Source organism: Actinocorallia aurantiaca, assembly GCF_039533685.1.
In the GTDB taxonomy this organism is placed as follows: Bacteria; Actinomycetota; Actinomycetes; order Streptosporangiales; family Streptosporangiaceae; genus Actinocorallia; species Actinocorallia aurantiaca.
In genome coordinates this window covers 1-16,223 of sequence record NZ_BAAATZ010000035.1, presented here as the reverse complement: position 1 = coordinate 16,223, position 16,223 = coordinate 1, and the positions used below count along the sequence as shown (strand labels likewise).

At 70.0% G+C, this 16,223-nt stretch carries 13 protein-coding genes and 1 pseudogene; 7 read left to right on the top strand and 7 right to left on the bottom strand.

What is annotated here, in order from left to right:
* Positions 1 to 29 precede the first annotated feature (29 nt).
* Together gltX and galT are read left to right on the top strand one after the other, a co-directional pair.
* Positions 30 to 1,406, top strand: coding sequence for a glutamate--tRNA ligase (gltX, locus tag ABD327_RS34230; protein WP_344457197.1), 1,377 nt, complete (start codon positions 30 to 32; stop codon positions 1,404 to 1,406).
* 38 nt (positions 1,407 to 1,444) lie between these two features.
* Complete coding sequence (gene galT / locus ABD327_RS34225; RefSeq protein ID WP_344457195.1) at positions 1,445 to 2,500, top strand: galactose-1-phosphate uridylyltransferase; 1,056 nt, start codon at positions 1,445 to 1,447, stop codon at positions 2,498 to 2,500.
* On the opposite strand, the gene ABD327_RS34220 is transcribed toward galT, so the two are convergent.
* From ABD327_RS34220 to ABD327_RS34205, 4 genes and pseudogenes are all read right to left on the bottom strand, one after another.
* Complete coding sequence (locus ABD327_RS34220) at positions 2,493 to 3,413, bottom strand: urease accessory protein UreH domain-containing protein (RefSeq protein WP_344457193.1); 921 nt, start codon at positions 3,411 to 3,413, stop codon at positions 2,493 to 2,495. The genes galT and ABD327_RS34220 overlap by 8 nt on opposite strands.
* Before the next feature lie 51 nt (positions 3,414 to 3,464).
* Complete coding sequence (locus ABD327_RS34215) at positions 3,465 to 4,445, bottom strand: DUF3616 domain-containing protein (RefSeq protein ID WP_344457191.1); 981 nt, start codon at positions 4,443 to 4,445, stop codon at positions 3,465 to 3,467.
* 128 nt (positions 4,446 to 4,573) lie between these two features.
* A pseudogene (locus tag ABD327_RS34210) lies at positions 4,574 to 5,041 on the bottom strand (response regulator); the annotation flags it as partial.
* Between the two features lie 3 nt (positions 5,042 to 5,044).
* Entirely contained in the window at positions 5,045 to 9,076 is a 4,032-nt protein-coding gene (locus ABD327_RS34205; protein ID WP_425547278.1) for a HAMP domain-containing protein, read from the bottom strand.
* A gap of 173 nt (positions 9,077 to 9,249) precedes the next feature.
* Between ABD327_RS34205 and ABD327_RS34200 the strand changes: the two genes are divergently transcribed.
* Genes ABD327_RS34200 through ABD327_RS34190 form a run of 3 tightly spaced genes read left to right on the top strand, consistent with a single transcriptional unit; the run spans position 9,250 to position 11,114 of the window.
* Entirely contained in the window at positions 9,250 to 10,383 is a 1,134-nt protein-coding gene (locus tag ABD327_RS34200; RefSeq protein ID WP_344457187.1) for a PP2C family protein-serine/threonine phosphatase, read from the top strand.
* A 21-nt stretch (positions 10,384 to 10,404) separates the two neighbouring features.
* Positions 10,405 to 10,716: an STAS domain-containing protein gene (locus tag ABD327_RS34195; RefSeq protein WP_344457185.1), complete on the top strand. Its 312-nt coding sequence runs from the start codon at positions 10,405 to 10,407 to the stop codon at positions 10,714 to 10,716.
* Positions 10,716 to 11,114, top strand: coding sequence for an ATP-binding protein (locus tag ABD327_RS34190; protein ID WP_344457183.1), 399 nt, complete (start codon positions 10,716 to 10,718; stop codon positions 11,112 to 11,114). The genes ABD327_RS34195 and ABD327_RS34190 overlap by 1 nt, the downstream gene beginning before the upstream one ends.
* A gap of 5 nt (positions 11,115 to 11,119) precedes the next feature.
* Here the strand turns inward: ABD327_RS34190 and ABD327_RS34185 are convergent, their stop codons facing one another.
* Positions 11,120 to 12,466: a class II 3-deoxy-7-phosphoheptulonate synthase gene (locus ABD327_RS34185; RefSeq protein ID WP_344457180.1), complete on the bottom strand. Its 1,347-nt coding sequence runs from the start codon at positions 12,464 to 12,466 to the stop codon at positions 11,120 to 11,122.
* Between the two features lie 121 nt (positions 12,467 to 12,587).
* Positions 12,588 to 13,598, bottom strand: a complete 1,011-nt coding sequence (locus ABD327_RS34180) for a sigma-70 family RNA polymerase sigma factor (protein WP_344457178.1) — start codon at positions 13,596 to 13,598, stop codon at positions 12,588 to 12,590.
* Between the two features lie 159 nt (positions 13,599 to 13,757).
* Between ABD327_RS34180 and trxA the strand changes: the two genes are divergently transcribed.
* Both trxA and ABD327_RS34170 read left to right on the top strand, forming a co-directional pair.
* Positions 13,758 to 14,114 (top strand): thioredoxin, encoded by a 357-nt coding sequence (trxA, locus tag ABD327_RS34175; protein ID WP_344457177.1) that lies wholly within the window; start codon positions 13,758 to 13,760, stop codon positions 14,112 to 14,114.
* Positions 14,115 to 14,171: 57 nt separating this feature from the next.
* Positions 14,172 to 14,993, top strand: a complete 822-nt coding sequence (locus ABD327_RS34170) for a putative RNA methyltransferase (RefSeq protein WP_344457176.1) — start codon at positions 14,172 to 14,174, stop codon at positions 14,991 to 14,993.
* Positions 14,994 to 15,017: 24 nt separating this feature from the next.
* Here ABD327_RS34170 and ABD327_RS34165 read toward each other — a convergent pair whose 3' ends face one another.
* Positions 15,018 to 15,719 (bottom strand): hypothetical protein, encoded by a 702-nt coding sequence (locus tag ABD327_RS34165; protein ID WP_344457174.1) that lies wholly within the window; start codon positions 15,717 to 15,719, stop codon positions 15,018 to 15,020.
* Positions 15,720 to 16,223 lie beyond the last annotated feature (504 nt).

Below are 16,223 nucleotides of genomic sequence, written 5' to 3'. Positions count from 1 at the left end.
TTTCCTCTGGTCGGCGCTAGGCTTGGACCATGTCTTCCGATGTCCGCGTACGCTTCGCTCCGTCCCCCACCGGCATGTTCCATGTCGGAGGTGCCCGCTCCGCCCTCTTCAACTGGGCGATCGCCCAGCAGAGCGGCGGCACCTTCGTCCTGCGGATCGAGGACACCGACGCCAACCGCAACCGGCCCGAGTGGACCGAGGGGATCATCTCCGCGCTCGCCTGGATCGGCATCCACAGCGAGTCTTCCCACTTCGAGGGCCCGCGCATGCAGTCCGCGCAGGAGCCGCAGCACCGCGCGGCGGTGCGGGGGCTGCTCGCCGGGGGCAGGGCCTACCACTGCGACTGCGACCGCCAGCAGGTCATCGCCCGCACCGGCGACCCCAACCGCGGCTACGACGGGCACTGCCGCGACCGGGGCCTGGCCGAGGGCCTGGTGCGCTTCCGCACCCCCGACGAGGGCGCCACCGTCGTCCAGGACGAGATCCGCGGCCGGGTGGAGTTCCCCAACGCCGCGATGGAGGACTTCGGGATCGCCCGCAGCGACGGTTCGCCCCTGTTCATCCTCGCCAACGTCGTCGACGACATCGAGATGGGCATCACCCAGGTCGTGCGCGGCGACGAGCACCTGTCCAACACCCCCAAGCAGCAGCTGTTGTGGGAGGCGCTGGGGGCGGCCCCGCCGGTCTGGGCGCACGTGCCGGTGATCGTCAACGAGAAGCGCCAGAAGCTGTCCAAGCGGCGCGACAAGGTGGCCCTGGAGGACTACCAGGCCGAGGGCTACCTGGCCGACGCCATGGTCAACTACCTGATGCTGCTGGGCTGGGCCCCCTCGGGCGACCGCGAGATCCTCCCCTGGGACGAGATGGTCGCCGAGTTCAGGCTCGAGGACGTCAACACCTCTCCGGCTTTCTTCGACGTCAAGAAGCTGCGCGCCATCAACGGCGAGTACATCCGCGCGCTGCCGCTGGAGAGGTTCATCGAGCAGAGCGAGCCCTACCTGGACCCGGCCTGGGACCGCAAGGTCTTCGCCCAGCTCGCCGAGCTGGCCCAGACGCGCGTGGGGGTCCTGTCGGAGCTGCACGACCTGCTGGACTTCGCCTTCCTGGACGAGCCCGTCTTCGACGAGCAGTCCTGGAACAAGGGCATGAAGGAGCCGGCCGCCGAGCTGCTCGCCGCCACAGAGGAGGCCTACCGCGAGGCCCCCTGGACCGCGGAGGAGCTCAAGAGCCGTCTGGAGGAGGTCGGCGCCCGCTTCGGACTGAAGCTCGGCAAGGCCCAGGCCCCCGTCCGGGTCGCCGCCACCGGCCGCACCGTCGGCCTGCCGCTGTTCGAGTCGCTGGAGGTCCTGGGCCGCGAGCGCACCCTGGCCCGGATCGCCGCGGCTCGGGCACGTTTGACCTCCTGATCGGTTCCGTTTTGGACATAAGGGGACAGAGTGGTCCTATGAGGAGCACTCCGATCCAGCTCGCGGACGGCCGGGAGCTCATCTACTTCGACCTGCCGGGCGACCCGCCCCGGCAGGGCGAGGACACGCGTGAGCTCCCGCCGCCCCCGCCGGCCTCGGAACTGCGTTTCGACCCGATGCGCGGCGACTGGGTGGCCGTGGCGGCCCACCGCCAGGAACGCACCTTCCAGCCGCCCAGCACCCACTGCCCGCTCTGCCCGTCCACTCCGGAGTTCCGCTCGGAGGTGCCGGGCCCCTACCGCGTAGTGACCTTCGAGAACCGGTTCCCCTCGTTCAGCGACCGGACCTCCGAGAACCGCATCATGCCCGGCATCCGCCCCGGGGAGGGGCGCGCCGAGGTCATGTGCTTCACCCCCGACCACGAGGGCTCCTTCGCGGAACTGGACGCGAGGGACGTCCGCCTGGTCCTGGACGTGTGGGCGGCCCGCACCGAGGCGATGTCGGCCCTGCCCGGCGTCGAACAGGTCTTCCCCTTCGAGAACAGGGGGGAGGAGATCGGCGTCACCCTCTCCCACCCCCACGGGCAGATCTACGGCTATCCCTTCATCCCCCCGAACGTCCGCCAGATCCTGCTCTACCTGGAGAGCGACCCCGGCGCCTTCGGCTACCGCCTGTCACGCGAGCAGTCCGACGAGCGCGTGGTGGCGGCCAACGAGCACTGGACGGCCTTCGTCCCCCGCGCCGCCCGCTGGCCGTTCGAGGTGCACTTCTACCCCCACCGCCAGCTGCCCGACATCCCGGCCCTGACCGAGGAGGAGCGCGACGCCTTCGCCCCCCTCTACCTCGACGTCCTCCGCCGTTTCGACGCCCTCTTCGACCTCCCCCTGCCCTACATCGCCGCCTGGTTCCAGGCCCCCGTCAACCAGGCCCGCGAGACCTTCCGCCTGCACCTCCAGCTCTTCTCCATCCGCAGGGCGCCGGGCAAGCTCAAGTACCTGGCGGCCTCGGAGTCGGCCATGGGCACCTTCATCAACGACGTCAGCCCGGAGCAGGCGGCCCGGATGCTCCGCGACGCCCTGCCCCCCTTCACCTGAAGGTGATCGAGCCGGGGTAGTGGCCCGCGGCGCAGACGAAGCCCAGGCGGCCGGGCGGGGGAGTGCCCAGCTCGATCCGGGTCCGCCCGCTCTCGGGCAGGAGCAGCGACGTGCCGCGCCGGGGAAGGGTGAAGGCCCGGGTGCAGCCGGTCGTGCCGCTGGTGCTGAGCACCAGGACGGTGGGGACTCCGGCGCGGGCCGACAGGAGGGCGGGGCGGTAGCCGTCGTCCAGGGCGTGGACGGTGATGGTCTGGACCCCGGAGGCGTCGGTGGCGACGTGGCGGGCGTCGACGGGCGGCGCACGGCCGGTGTCGGGAAGCCAGCCGCCGAGGCGGAGGCCTCCGGCCATCGTCCAGGCCGCGACTCCCAGCAGGGCCACGCCGAGGAGGCGTGCGGGGAGGCCGTGCAGCAGGGAGACGCTCAGGCCGAGGATCCCGGTGAGCGGAGCGGTTCCCAGGACGAAGCCCGCCATGACGGCCGCGCCGGTCAGGGGTGAGCCCGAGGCGACGGCCAGCAGTTCGGCGGACAGCGTGATGCCGCAGGGGACCAGGACGGTGGCCGCGCCGACGAGCAGGGGATGGCCGAGCCGGGAGGGCCGCGGGCAGCCGTGGTCGGGGGGACGGGGTCTGAGCAGGCGGAGCGCGAAGAACGCCAGGAGCACCGCGGAGAGCATCAGCAGGAGCCCTCGGGCCGGGGGGCCGGGCTGGACCGCCGCGCCGACACCGCCGAGGAGCGCCCCCAGGGCGGTGTGGGCGGCGAGCTTACCGGTGAGGAAGGACGCGACGAGCCGGGCCGGGCCGCCCGGTCGGCCCGCCAGTCCGGCGAGGAGCCCGGTGTGCAGTGCGGCGCAGGTGGTGAGGCCGGCGAGCAGTCCCATGCCCGTGCCGGTCACGAAGGAGGTTGCCGTGCTCACGCACGGTCAGTGCCCGGAAAGGAGAGAGATCACCCGTTCTGGAGGGTGAGGTCACCCCTCCCTCGGGAGAAGGAGCAGGTCGGCGAGCATGCCGCCGGCCGGGGTGTGGCGCTCCGCGGCGGGGCTGTCGTAGACGACGAGGAGCCGGTCGGCGACGACGGCGATGCCCTCGGCGTGGTCCTCGCCGTCACCGTGCGGCAGGTCGCCGACGTGCAGGAGGTCCCGCACGAACTCGGGGGCGTCGCACTTCACGGCGTCCTTCCAGCGGAACAGGCGCACCGGGCCGCTCAGGGACATCGACGGGCCCGCCAGGACGAGCAGGTCGTCGCCGTCCGGGCACAGGTCGCGGATCCCGAGGCCGCGCAGGTCCAGGAAGTGGGAGCGGTAGCGGACGCCGTCCACGGCGCGCAGCCGCAGGCGGTGCTCGTCGTAGGGGTCGGTCTCGGGCCAGACCTCCACCATCGCGGCCCAGCCGCGCAGGACCGGCCCGCGGAAGCCGACGTACAGGCGGTCGCCGTGGAGGGCCAGGCCCTCGACGTCCACGCCGTTGTCCTTGGACGGGATGGAGAGGAACGGAGCGATGTGGGGGTCGTCGCGCAGCAGGTCGGCGAGGGAGTCGCCGCGCCCGCCCAGGACGGCGGCGGTCCGGCCGTCGGCGGCCCTGCGCACGGGCGTCGGCAGCCCGTCGGGCCCCTCCTCCAGGGGCAGCCGCACCAGGATGTAGCGGTTCTCCTCGCGCACGACCGTCGCCAGGCGGCGGCGGGACTTGCGGGCGGGGTGCTCGGGCTTGACCCGCTTGCGCTTCAGGCTGTGCGAGCCGATCGCCCACAGCCAGCCGTCCCCGCTGGCCAGGCCCTCGATGTCGGCCTCCTCGTCGGGGCCCGCGGGCAGGTCGACGAAGTCCGCGAGCCGGTAGGTCACCTCGTCGGAGTAGCCGGTGAGGACCCCGTCGGCGTCGTGCGTCTCGGTGAGGCGTTCGATGGTGGCGGTCTCGTCGCCGGCCACCCAGAGGCACCGTCCCTCTTTGCGCACCGCCGAGAGGTTGGTGTGGGTCTGAGCCTGTCGGCTCAGGTCACCGAAGACCAACTCGATTTTTCTTTCAACGAACATATCCCCAGATATTGGCACAGGACTTAGGCTTTTTCCTCGTCGAGGAGCCCGCGCCGCCGCAGCAGCTCGGCCTGCTCCTTGAGCAGTTCGGCCTGCTCCTTGAGGAGCACCGCCTGCCGCTCCAGCTGCCTGTTCTTGTTGTACAGGTCCACGAAGACCGACACCTTCGCCCGCAGGACCCAGGGGTCGAACGGCTTGGAGATGAAGTCGACGGCCCCCGCCGCGTACCCGCGGAAGGCGTAGTCCGGGTCGCTGTTGATCGCGGTGAGGAAGATGATCGGGATGTCCCGGGTCTTCTTGCGGCGCTTGATGTCGCGGGCGGTCTCGAAGCCGTCCATGCCCGGCATCACCACGTCGAGCAGGATCACCGCGTACTCGTCGGTGAGCAGCGCCTTCAGCGCGTCCTCCCCGGAACGGGCCCGGACCAGCTCCTGGTCCAGGGAGCTCAGGATGGCCTCGAGCGCGATCAGGTTCTCCTCGCGGTCGTCCACGAGGAGGATCTTCACCTTGTCTTCCATCGTTCAGCCCACCTCCGGGTTCTGCAGCCAGGTGCGCATGACACTCAGCAGATTGTCGATGTCCACCGGTTTGGCGACATAGTCGGAGGCGCCGGCCGCCAGGCTCGCCTCCCGGTCGCCCTGCATCACCTTGGCCGTGATCATGATGATGGGCAGCTCGGAGAACTGCGGCATGTTCCTGATCGCCTCGGTGGTGGCGTAGCCGTCCAGGCCCGGCATCATCACGTCCATCAGGACGATCGCGGCGTCGGGGTTGCGCTGCAGCAGGTCTATGCCCGCCTGGCCGTCCTCGGCGTACAGCACGTCCATGCCGTACCCCTCCAGCACGCTGGTGAGCGCGAACACGTTCCGGACGTCGTCATCGACGACCAGGACCTTCTTCCCCGACAGGACCAGATCGAGGTGCTCCGCGGGCTCGTCCTCCTCCGTCGGGAGGAGCGCCAGGTCCTCCACGGACCGCGACGGCTGCTGGGGCACGGCGGGCGCCGGCAGGTCCGAGGGCGCCCCCTGGTAGTCCACCGGCAGCAGGAGCGAGAAGACGCTGCCCTTGCCCACCTCGCTCTCGGCCTGGATCTCGCCGTTCAGCAGCTGGGCGATGTTCCGGCTGATCGACAGGCCCAGCCCGGTGCCGCCGTACCGGCGGCTGGTCGTGCCGTCCGCCTGCTGGAAGGCCTCGAAGATCAGTTGCAGCTTGTCCGGGCTGATGCCGATCCCGGTGTCGAAGACCCGGAAGGCCACCAGCGGCTCGGCGTCCTGCAGCCGGGAGGCCGCGACCTCCTCGGGGGTGGCCGGGCCGATCACCAGCTCGGTCTTGCCCTCGGAGGTGAACTTCACCGCGTTCGACAGCAGGTTGCGCAGCACCTGCTCGACCCGCTGCTCGTCGGTGAACAGCGTGGCGGGTGTGCCCGGCTCGACCCTGGCGTCGAACTCCAGGTCCTTGTCCGCGGCCATCGGCCGGAACGTGGCGTCCATGTAGTCCACCAGCTTCGCGAGCTCCAGCGGCTGCGGGTGGATGTCCATCTTCCCCGCCTCGACCTTCTCCAGGTCGAGGATGTCGTTGATGAGCTGGAGCAGGTCGGTGCCCGAGTCGTGGATCGTCCGGGCGAACTCCACCTGCTTGGCGGTCAGGTTCCCCTCGGTGTTCTCCGACAGCAGCTTGGCCAGCACCAGCAGGCTGTTGAGCGGAGTGCGCAGCTCGTGCGACATGTTCGCCAGGAACTCCGACTTGTAGCGCGAGGAGACCGCCAGCTGCTCGGCCCGCTCCTCCAGCGCCCGCCGCGCCTGCTCGATCTGGAAGTTCTGGATCTCGATCGCGCGGTTCTGCTTGGCCAGCAGCGCGGCCTTCTCCTCCAGCTCGGTGTTGGAGCGGCGCAGCTCGCCCTGCTGGCGCTGCAGCTCGTCGGAGCGCTCCTGCAGCTCGTGGGTGAGCCGCTGGGACTCCTCCAGCAGCGAGGCGGTCCGGGTCGTGGCGATGATGGCGTTGATGGTGACGGCCATCGTCTCGGTGAACTGGTCGAAGAAGGCCAGGTGCACCGGGTTGAAGCCGTCGAAGGCGGCCAGCTCGATCGCGCCGAGCACCTGCTCCTCGAAGACGATCGGCATGACGATCACGCTCGCCGGCGCCGCGGCGCCCAGCCCGGACCTGATCTTCAGATAGCCGCGGGGCACCTCGCGGACGTGGAGCGTGCGGCGCTCCATCGCCGCCTGCCCGACCAGGCCCTCTCCCAGCGCGAACCTGACCCGCCCCACCGAGTCGCGGGCCAGCCCGTAACCGGCGGTCAGCACCAGCTCCTCGCCGTTCGACAGGTACAGCGCGCCGTGCTGCGCGCCGACCGTCTGGGTGAGCTCGTTCATGATGAGCTGCGAGACCTGGGTCAGATCGCGCTGGCCCTGCATGAGCCGGCCGATCCGGGCCAGGTTGGTCTTCAGCCAGTCCTGCTCCTCGTTGGCCCGGGTGGTCTCGCGCAGGTTGGCCACCATCAGGTTGACGTTGTCCTTGAGCTCGGCGACCTCCCCCCTGGCCTCGACGTCGATCTTGCGGGTGAGGTCTCCGCTGGCCACGCCGGAGGCGACCTCGGCGATCGCCCGCACCTGGGTGGTCAGGTTGGAGGCGAGTTCGTTCACGCTCTCGGTCAGGCCCTTCCAGGTGCCCGAGACGCCTTCGACCTTGGCCTGACCGCCGAGCCGGCCCTCCGAACCCACCTCGCGGGCGACCCTGGTGACCTCCGAGGCGAAGGAGGACAGGGTGTCGACCATGGTGTTGATGGTCGTCTTCAGCGCGAGGATCTCGCCCCGCGCGTCCACGTCGATCTTGAGGGTGAGGTCGCCGTGCGCGACGGCCGTCGTGACCTGTGCGATGTTGCGGACCTGGTAGGTCAGGTTCGTCGCCATGCCGTTGACGTTGTCGGTGAGGTCTTTCCAGACTCCGCTGACGCCTCGGACGTTGGCTTGTCCGCCGAGGTTTCCTTCGGTGCCGACTTCGCGTGCGACTCTGGTGACCTCGTCGGCGAACGCCGACAGCTGGTCGACCATCGTGTTGAGGGTGTTCTTCAACTCGAGGATCTCGCCCCGGGCGTCCACGTCAATCTTCTTGGACAGGTCGCCCTCGGCCACCGCGGTGGCGACCTGTGCGATGTTGCGGACCTGGTAGGTCAGGTTGGTGGCCATGTTGTTGACGTTGTCGGTGAGGTCTTTCCAGACTCCGCTGACGCCTCGGACGTTGGCTTGTCCGCCGAGGTTTCCTTCGGTGCCGACTTCGCGTGCGACTCTGGTGACCTCGTCGGCGAACGCCGACAGCTGGTCGACCATCGTGTTGACGGTGTCCTTGAGCTCGAGGATCTCGCCCTGGGCGTTCACCGTGATCTTCTTGGACAGGTCGCCGTGCGCGACGGCCTTGGTCACCTGTGCGATGTTGCGGACCTGGTAGGTCAGGTTGGTGGCCATGTTGTTGACGTTGTCGGTGAGGTCTTTCCAGACTCCGCTGACGCCTCGGACGTTGGCTTGTCCGCCGAGGTTTCCTTCGGTGCCGACTTCGCGTGCGACTCTGGTGACCTCGTCGGCGAAGGCCGACAATTGGTCGACCATCGTGTTGAGGGTGTCCTTGAGCTCGAGGATCTCACCCCGCGCGTCCACCGTGATCTTGCGGCTCAGGTCGCCCCGGGCCACCGCCGTAGCGACCTGTGCGATGTTGCGGACCTGGTAGGTCAGGTTGGTGGCCATGTTGTTGACGTTGTCGGTGAGGTCTTTCCAGACTCCGCTGACGCCTCGGACGTTGGCCTGTCCGCCGAGGTTTCCTTCGGTGCCGACTTCGCGTGCGACGCGTGTGACCTCGTCGGCGAACGCCGACAGCTGGTCGACCATCGTGTTGACGGTGTGCTTCAGCTCCTGCAGCTCCCCGGCCGCCTCCACCGTGACCTTGCGGGTCAGGTCGCCCTTGGCCACGGCCGTCGTCACCACCGCGATGTCCCGGACCTGCGCGGTGAGGCGCCCCGCCATGGTGTTGACCGCGCTCGTCACGTCCCTCCACCGGCCCGACATCCCCCGCAGCGGAGCCTGGCCGCCCAGCCGGCCCTCCGTTCCGACCTCCCGCGCCACCTGGGTGACCTGGGAGGTGAAGGTGTCCAGCTGGTCGACCATGGTGTTGACCGAACGGGCCATCCGCAGCATGTCCCCGCGCAGCGCCCGCCCGTCGGCCCGCAGCTCCACCTTGTGCGACAGGTCCCCCGACGCCACCGCGTCCACCACCTGCGCCATGGCGACCGTCGGACCGGTGAGCGCGTCCATCAGGCCGTTCGACGCGTCGATGGTGGCGGCCCAGGAACCGGCTCCCGGGCCCGCGTTCATCCGCTCGTCCAGCCGCCCCTCGCGCGAGACCTCCTTGCGCACCCGGATGGCCTCCTGGTGGTGGTGGGAGGCCCGTTCGCGGATCTGGTCCACCAGGAGCAGCGCCGTGGCTATGGCGCCCTGGCCCTTGAGCGAGTTCGGCCTGAAGTCCCCGTCGCGCAGCTTGGACAGTGCCTGGAGCAGCGGTTCCATATCGGCGTCGCTGTAACGTGGGTTTCCGTCCAACCGGGAATTCACGCTTATCGTTCTGGGCATAGGGTGCTCCTAGTACATCCAGTGGGGAGTCCGTCACTGATCGAGCGAATGGACAGGACCGGGTAATGTCCTCTTCGGCTGAGTCCAATGAGAGAACCTGGCGGGGGTGGATGACCTTCGTCGCGGAGGCGAGCGAACTGCTCGCCGGGACCCTGGACCCCCAGGGGATCCTGGCGCTGACCGCGCAACTGGTCGTACCTCGGCTGGCCACCTGGTGCGCGGCCTACACCGACGAGGACCAGCCGCCGGTCTATGTCTGGCACACCGATGAAGACTGCTCGGATGACCTGAAACACCTCCTGCGGATCGAGGGCCTGCCGCCGTCGGGACCGCCCGTTCCCTGGGGCAACGATCTGGCGTGCACGATCCCTCTGGTCGCCCGGGGGAGGGAGCTCGGCGCGATCGCGATCGGCCGGTCCGGGCGGTTCCCACCAGACTACTTCGAGTTGGCCGAGGAACTCGTCCGAAGATCGGCTTTGGCCTTGGACAATGCGAGGCTGTACGCGGAACAGAAGTCCACAAGCCTAGCGCTGCAACGCAGCCTTCTGCCTCCGGAGCTGCCGGATCTTCCCGGATTCGATCTGGCGGTCGCCTACAACCCCGCCGGCGAGGGAGCCGAGGTGGGCGGTGACTTCTACGACGTATTCGCCTGTCCTCCCAGTGAGGACGGACGCACCCGGTGGCGGTTCGCGATCGGGGACGTCTGCGGCACGGGGCCCGTGGCCGCCGCGGTCACCGGCCTCGCCCGGCACGCGCTGCGCATCCTCGGCGCCGAGGGCATGCCGCTGTCGGACGTCGTGGAGCGCCTGAACCGGTTGATCCTCGCCGAGGGCGACCGGGGGCGCCTGCTCACCCTCCTGCACGGCGAGCTGACCGACCAGGGCGAGCTGTCCCTGGTGTGCGCCGGGCACCCGTTGCCGCTGATCCTCTCGCCCGACGGCAAGGTGACCGAGTGCGCCACGCCGCAGCCGCTGCTCGGCGTGGTCGAGGACATCGTGTTCGAGGCCGACGCCACCAAACTGGAACCGGGCGACGTGCTCTTCTCCTGCACCGACGGGGTGACCGAGCGCCGCAACGGCGAGGTCCTGCTCGGAGACGGGAACGGGCTGGAGGAACTGCTGGCCTCCTGCGCCGGGCTCAGCGCCGGAGCGGTCGCCGCCACGGTCGAACAGGCCGTCCGGGACTACTCATCCGATCCCGGTCAGGACGACATGGCGATAGTGGTGCTGCGCGCTCTGGATTGACGTCCGGGTTATGTTTGTCTGGTGAGGCTGGCCCTGGACACGAGAAAAGACGAAGACCGGACGCTGGTGACAGCACGCGGTTCCATCGACCTGCACTCCTCCGAGAGCCTGCAGAGCCATCTGATCGGCCTGCTCGACGAAGGTGATCGACAGATCGTCGTCGACCTGGCCGCGGTGGACTTCTGCGACTCCTCGGGGCTGAACGTGCTGGTACGGGCTTACAAGCACGCGCGGGTGACCAACGCCGCCCTCGTCGTGACCGGGGCCCAGGGACGGGTGCAGAACGTCCTGCGCACCACCGGCCTGGACAAATACCTGATACGCGAGCTGTGATGTACGACGAGACCACTTTGAGGGCGGCTCCGCTGACCGAGGCCGTGGAGCAGTCGCGCAGGCTCGTGGTCAGGACGATGCGGGCCTGGAACATGACCGTGGGGGAGGAGCCGGTGACGGCCGTCGTCGCCGAACTCGTCGCCAACGCCGTCACGCACGCCGCGACCCCGTTCGAGCTGAGGCTGGTGCGGGGCGAGGGCCACGTCCGGGTCGAGGTGCGCGACCGCGACCACCGGCTGCCGGTGCTGCGCAGCCCCCACCCGCTCTCCGACGGGGGCCGCGGCATCTTCCTGGTCGACTGCTACGCCAGGGCCTGGGGCGCCGAACCGGCGCCGGACGGCGGCAAGGTCGTGTGGGCCGAGATCGACGTCACCTCCCAGGCCGCCGTCGCGAGCTGAGGAGCTCAGCCCCGGTACATCTCCGCGACCAGGAAGGCCAGGTCGAGGGACTGCTGCCGGTTGAGACGCGGGTCGCAGGCGGTCTCGTACCGCTCGTGCAGGTCGCTCTCGGCGAGCCCGTGGCCGCCGCCGATGCACTCGGTCACGTCGTCGCCGGTGAACTCCAGGTGCACGCCGCCGGGGTGGGTGCCCAGGGCGCGGTGCACCTCGAAGAACCCGGTGATCTCGTCGAGGACGTCGTCCAGCCGGCGGGTCTTGTGGCCCGACTCGGCCTCGAAGGTGTTGCCGTGCATCGGGTCGCACAGCCACACCACCGGCGCGCCCGATCCGTTGACCTTCTCCACCAGCGGGGGCAGCGCGTCGCGCACCTTGCCCGCGCCCATCCGGGTGATGAAGGTGAGCCGGCCCGGCTCGCCCTCGGGGTTGAGCCGCTCGATGAGCGCCAGCGCGTCGTCCGCCGTGGTCGTCGGGCCCAGCTTGACGCCGATCGGGTTGCGGATGTGGCGCAGGAACTCCACGTGCGCCCCGTCGAGCTGGCGGGTGCGCTCGCCGATCCACAGGAAGTGGGCCGACACGTCGTAGGGCAGGCCCGTCCGGGTGTCGATCCGGGTGAGGGCCCGCTCGTAGTCCAGGACCAGTGCCTCGTGGCTGGAGTAGAAGTCGACCTCGGAGAACTCCTCGGGGTCGGCCCCGCAGGCGCGCATGAAGGTCAGCGCCCGGTCGATCTCGCCGGCGACCAGCTCGTAGCGCTGCCCGGCCGGGCTGCCCGCCACGAAGTCCTGGTTCCAGGCGTGCACCTGGCGCAGGTCGGCGTAGCCGCCCTTGGTGAAGGCGCGGGTGAGGTTCAGCGTGGTGGCCGCCGAGTAGTAGGCGCGCAGCAGCCGCCGCGGGTCGTTGCGCCGGGCCTCGGGGGTGAACTCGACGTCGTTGACCATGTCGCCGCGGTAGGCGGGGAGGGTCACCCCGTCGCGGGTCTCGGTGGGCTTGGAGCGCGGCTTGGCGAACTGGCCGGCCATCCGGCCGATCTTGACCACCGGGACGCTGCCCGCGTAGGTCAGCACCACCGCCATCTGCAGCAGGGTCTTGATCTTGTTGCGGACGGCGTCGGCGTTCGAGCCCTCGAAGGTCTCCGCGCAGTCACCGCCCTGCAGCACGATGGCCTCGCCGCGGGCGACCGCGGCCAGTCTTTCCTTCAGCTGGTCGCACTCGCCGGCGAAGACCAGCGGAGGCTGTGCGGCCAGCTCGGCGGTTACCGCTTCGAGTTCGGCCGAATCGGCCCATTCCGGCTGCTGAAGGGCGGTCAGCCCGCGCCAGGCGTCGAGATCGAACGAGGTGCTGCTCTGGGTGCTCACGACATATCAGAGTAGGACAGCCCGCGGGATGAGGACACCGTCGCGGGGGTGGGACGACCGTGTCGGGCCGGCGACATACCCCGGGTATACCGGGGCCCGGCCTCAACGGGGGAGGAACCGGTCACGCGGCGGCCCGGGCGGCGGGGTCGGCCTGCTCGACGGACTTGCGCGCCCGGACGGGGGCGGCCTGCACGGCGATCCCGCTCTCGGCGTCCGACTCCGCCACCAGCTGGCGCAGCCGCCGCAGCGAACGGTCGGTGATCTGGCGCACCCGGTTGTGGCTCAGCCCGTACCGGGCGCCGATCTGGGCGTAGGACTGGGGCTCTCCGCTCTCCATGCCGAACCGGGCGCGCAGGATCGCCTGCTCCCTGGCCGGAAGCCGCTCGAGCATGCGGACCAGGCCCTCCAGGTCGTCGGCGGCGACCACCTCGTTCTCCGGAGAGATCGCCTCGGGGTCCTGAAGGAGCGTTCCCATCGGGGTGTCGCCCTCCTCGTCCACGCTGGCGTCGAGGCTGGCCGGGTCGCGACGCCAGCGCAGCAGCTCGTCCACATGCTCGGGCGTGGTGTCCAGGAGGGCGGCCAGCTCCTCGCGGAGGGGGTCGCGGCCCAGCTCCCGGTTGAGCGTGCGCTCGGCCCGGCGCAGCCGGGACAGCTCCTCCTCCACGTGCACCGGCAGCCGGATGGCCCGCGCGGTGTGGCTGAGCCCCCGCCCGATCGCCTGCCTGATCCACCAGGTGGCGTAGGTGGAGAACTTGTAGCCGCGCCGGTAGTCGAACTTCTCGACCGCCCGCATCAGGCCGAGGTTGCCCTCCTGGATCAGGTCGATCAGAGGCAGGGCCTCGGTGGGGTACTTGCGCGCGATCGACACCACCAGCCGCAGGTTGGCCTCGACGAACCGCTGCTTGGCGTCCAGGCCCAGCTCGACGAGTTCCCGCAGCTCCGACGGCTCGACCCCGGGGGGCAGCTCACCTGTCTCGAGCAGCTGCCGGGCGTACAGGCCCGCCTCGATCGCCTTGGCCAGTTCGACCTCCCGGGCGGCGTCGAGCAGCTGCCTGCGCCCGATCCGGTCGAGGTAAGCGCCGACGAGATCCTTGTCGGGGTTGTCCGCGATCGCTCTACGAGTTGCAGCCATCCTGCCCCTTCTCCGGTCGAGGGTTCCCTACACTGCCAACGTTAATTACGGCTCTGTGATTCCCGGATCGGCGAGGGAATAGCCATAGCAGCCTTCATTGCTCTACGGAGTGCCCACTTCAGGGGCATCCAATACGCTGCAGAACGGGAGAACCCAGGCATGGCGACGGTCCAGCTGACTGAGGACACCTTCGACGAGGCGGCGCAGGGCGAGGGCATCGTCCTGATCGACTTCTGGGCCTCCTGGTGCGGCCCCTGCATGCGCTTCGGGCCCGTCTACGAGAAGGTCTCCGAGAGGCACCCCGACGTCACCTTCGGCAAGGTCGACACCGAGGACCAGCCGGCGCTCTCCGCCCGCTTCGACGTGCGCTCGATCCCCACGATCATGGCGGTCCGCGACGGCGTCATCGTCTACGCCGAGCCCGGCGCCCTGCCCGAGCAGGCCCTCGAGAGCATCATCGAACAGGTCCGGGCCCTGGACATGGACGAGATCAGGCAGAAGCTCGAGCAGAGCTGACCGCCCCCGGGTGACCGGCCCGGACGGTCACCCGGCCGCACGCCCTAGCCTGGTCGGGTGCTGAACGACGTCGAAGACCTGCTGGCCTGTCCGCTGTGCGGAAGGGACCTGGCCCAGCGGGAGCGGACGCTCCGCTGCCCGGCGGGGCACTCCTTCGACATCGCCCGCCAGGGGTATGTCGCCCTGCTGGCCGGCGACACCGGGACCGGCACCGCCGACACCGCGGCCATGGTCCAGGCCCGCGCGGACTTCCTCGCCGCGGATCACTACGCGCGGCTGACCGCCGCCCTGGCGGAAGCGGCCTCCGGCACCGTGCTGGACGCGGGCGCGGGCACCGGCCACTACCTCGCCGCCGCCCTCGGCTCCGGAGGCGCCGAGCGCGGGCTCGCCCTGGACCTCTCCAAGCACGCCATGCGCCGCGCGGCCCGCGCCCACCCGAAGATCGGCGCGGTCGTCGCCGACCTCTGGCGCGACCTCCCGGTGCGCGACGCGACGGTCGACACCGTCTACGACGTCTTCGCCCCCCGCAACGCCCCCGAGTTCCGCAGGGTCCTGCGTCCGGGAGGACGGCTCCTGGTGGTGACGCCGACGGCGGCCCACCTGTCCGGGCTCGTCGGGCCGCTGGGGCTGCTGTCGGTGGACGAGCGCAAGGACGAGCGGCTGGCGGAGACGTTCGAGGGCGTCTTCCGCCTCGACGAGGCCGGCACGGTGACGATGCCCCTGGACCTCACCGGAGAAGAGGCGGCCACCCTCGTCGGCATGACGCCCAGCGCCCACCACGTGCCGGCGGAGGAACTGCGGACCCGGCTCGAGGCGCTGGGGCCGAGGATCCGGACCGAGGCGCAGGTGCGCCTGTCCGTCTACCTGCCGGAGCGCTGAACCCCCGGCGTCCGGCGCCGCACCTCAAAGGCCGGTGCGCGCCAGATCCACCGCGACCTGCGGGACCTCACCCGGCTGGAGCGCCTCCAGCGCGCGCGGCACCCGGCTCACCTCGTAGAGGAAGGAGACGGACACCGCGCGGACCGCCCCGTGCAGCAGGAGGCTCTGCAACGCCTGGCCGGCGCGCAGCCACGCGGAAGGACCGTCTCCCGAAGTCGCGATCGCGGCCGTCTGCGGTCCGCCGCTCCGCGGGAGGAGATGCAGCGTCGCCCCCTCCAACCGCACCGCTTCCTGAAGCTCCTGCAGCACGGGAAGGGGAGGGCGCTGATCCCCGTAGGGCTGGCGGCCGGGGAGCGGACGGAGGCTCGTCGCGTAAAGGAGCCGCTCCTCCGGGTGGGAACGCCGGGGCCCCGCCAGCCGCACGGACGCCAGCAGCGTCGGATGCCCCCGGTCGGGCAGCAGCCTGACGACCGGCTCGTAACCCACCTGCGCAGAGGACAACCGCAGATTGAAGAGGGCCGCGCCGCAGCTCAGATGGAGGCCGCGCGCCCGGGGGTCGGCCGCCGCGCGGAACCTGACCGGATCGGCATGCACCTCCACCAGGCCGGGCAGCGCCCGGAGCCGGGAGGCGCGGATGTCGTACAACGCGGGGGCGAGGGCGCCGGCGACCACGAACCGGCTGGCGTTCTGCTCGTTGAGCGCCCCCGCGACGGTCGGCGTCGCCACTGTGCCTCCACCGGTCCGGAACGTCGACTGGGTCGGTAGAAGGTACTGAACTCCTGTGGCGCCCGCCACCCTCGGGCCCTCCGGTTTGACGTCCCTGGACGGTCTGCGTAAGCTCGGCGAACCGACCTGAGGAAAACCACGTGCGGACGGCAGTCCGCCGGGTTACTCTGGACCGGTCAGCCCATTGAGGGGATGCAGGACGCCTGAGGCGGCCGGCCCCGGCAGGACTCCACTCGAGCAGAGAATCGCGAACTCTTCGAAGTTCGAGGTCAGTGCTGCGCGTGGAAATGGTCTGGGAAGTGTAAACGAAGCGGAGAACTCCGCTGGTTTGACACTTCAGAAGGGCCTGCTAAATTAGAAACATCGCAGCGAGGGAAACGCCGAAAGGCGGAGAACGAACTGCAAAAGGTCTTCTCGGGAAGAATTCGCTCGAAAGAGCGGGTTTGACAGGGACAAAAGGCCTGCTAAGTTAGAAGAGTCGCAGAGAGGGAAACGCCGGAAGGC

Coding starts and splice junctions, on each gene's coding strand:
- ABD327_RS34190 (WP_344457183.1), top strand. CDS start 10,716: ATGTACGACGAGACCACTTTGAGGGCGGCTCCGCTGACCGAGGCCGTG.
- ABD327_RS34205 (WP_425547278.1), bottom strand. CDS start 9,076: ATGGAACCGCTGCTCCAGGCACTGTCCAAGCTGCGCGACGGGGACTTC.
- galT (WP_344457195.1), top strand. CDS start 1,445: ATGAGGAGCACTCCGATCCAGCTCGCGGACGGCCGGGAGCTCATCTAC.
- trxA (WP_344457177.1), top strand. CDS start 13,758: ATGGCGACGGTCCAGCTGACTGAGGACACCTTCGACGAGGCGGCGCAG.
- ABD327_RS34180 (WP_344457178.1), bottom strand. CDS start 13,598: ATGGCTGCAACTCGTAGAGCGATCGCGGACAACCCCGACAAGGATCTC.
- gltX (WP_344457197.1), top strand. CDS start 30: ATGTCTTCCGATGTCCGCGTACGCTTCGCTCCGTCCCCCACCGGCATG.
- ABD327_RS34200 (WP_344457187.1), top strand. CDS start 9,250: ATGACCTTCGTCGCGGAGGCGAGCGAACTGCTCGCCGGGACCCTGGAC.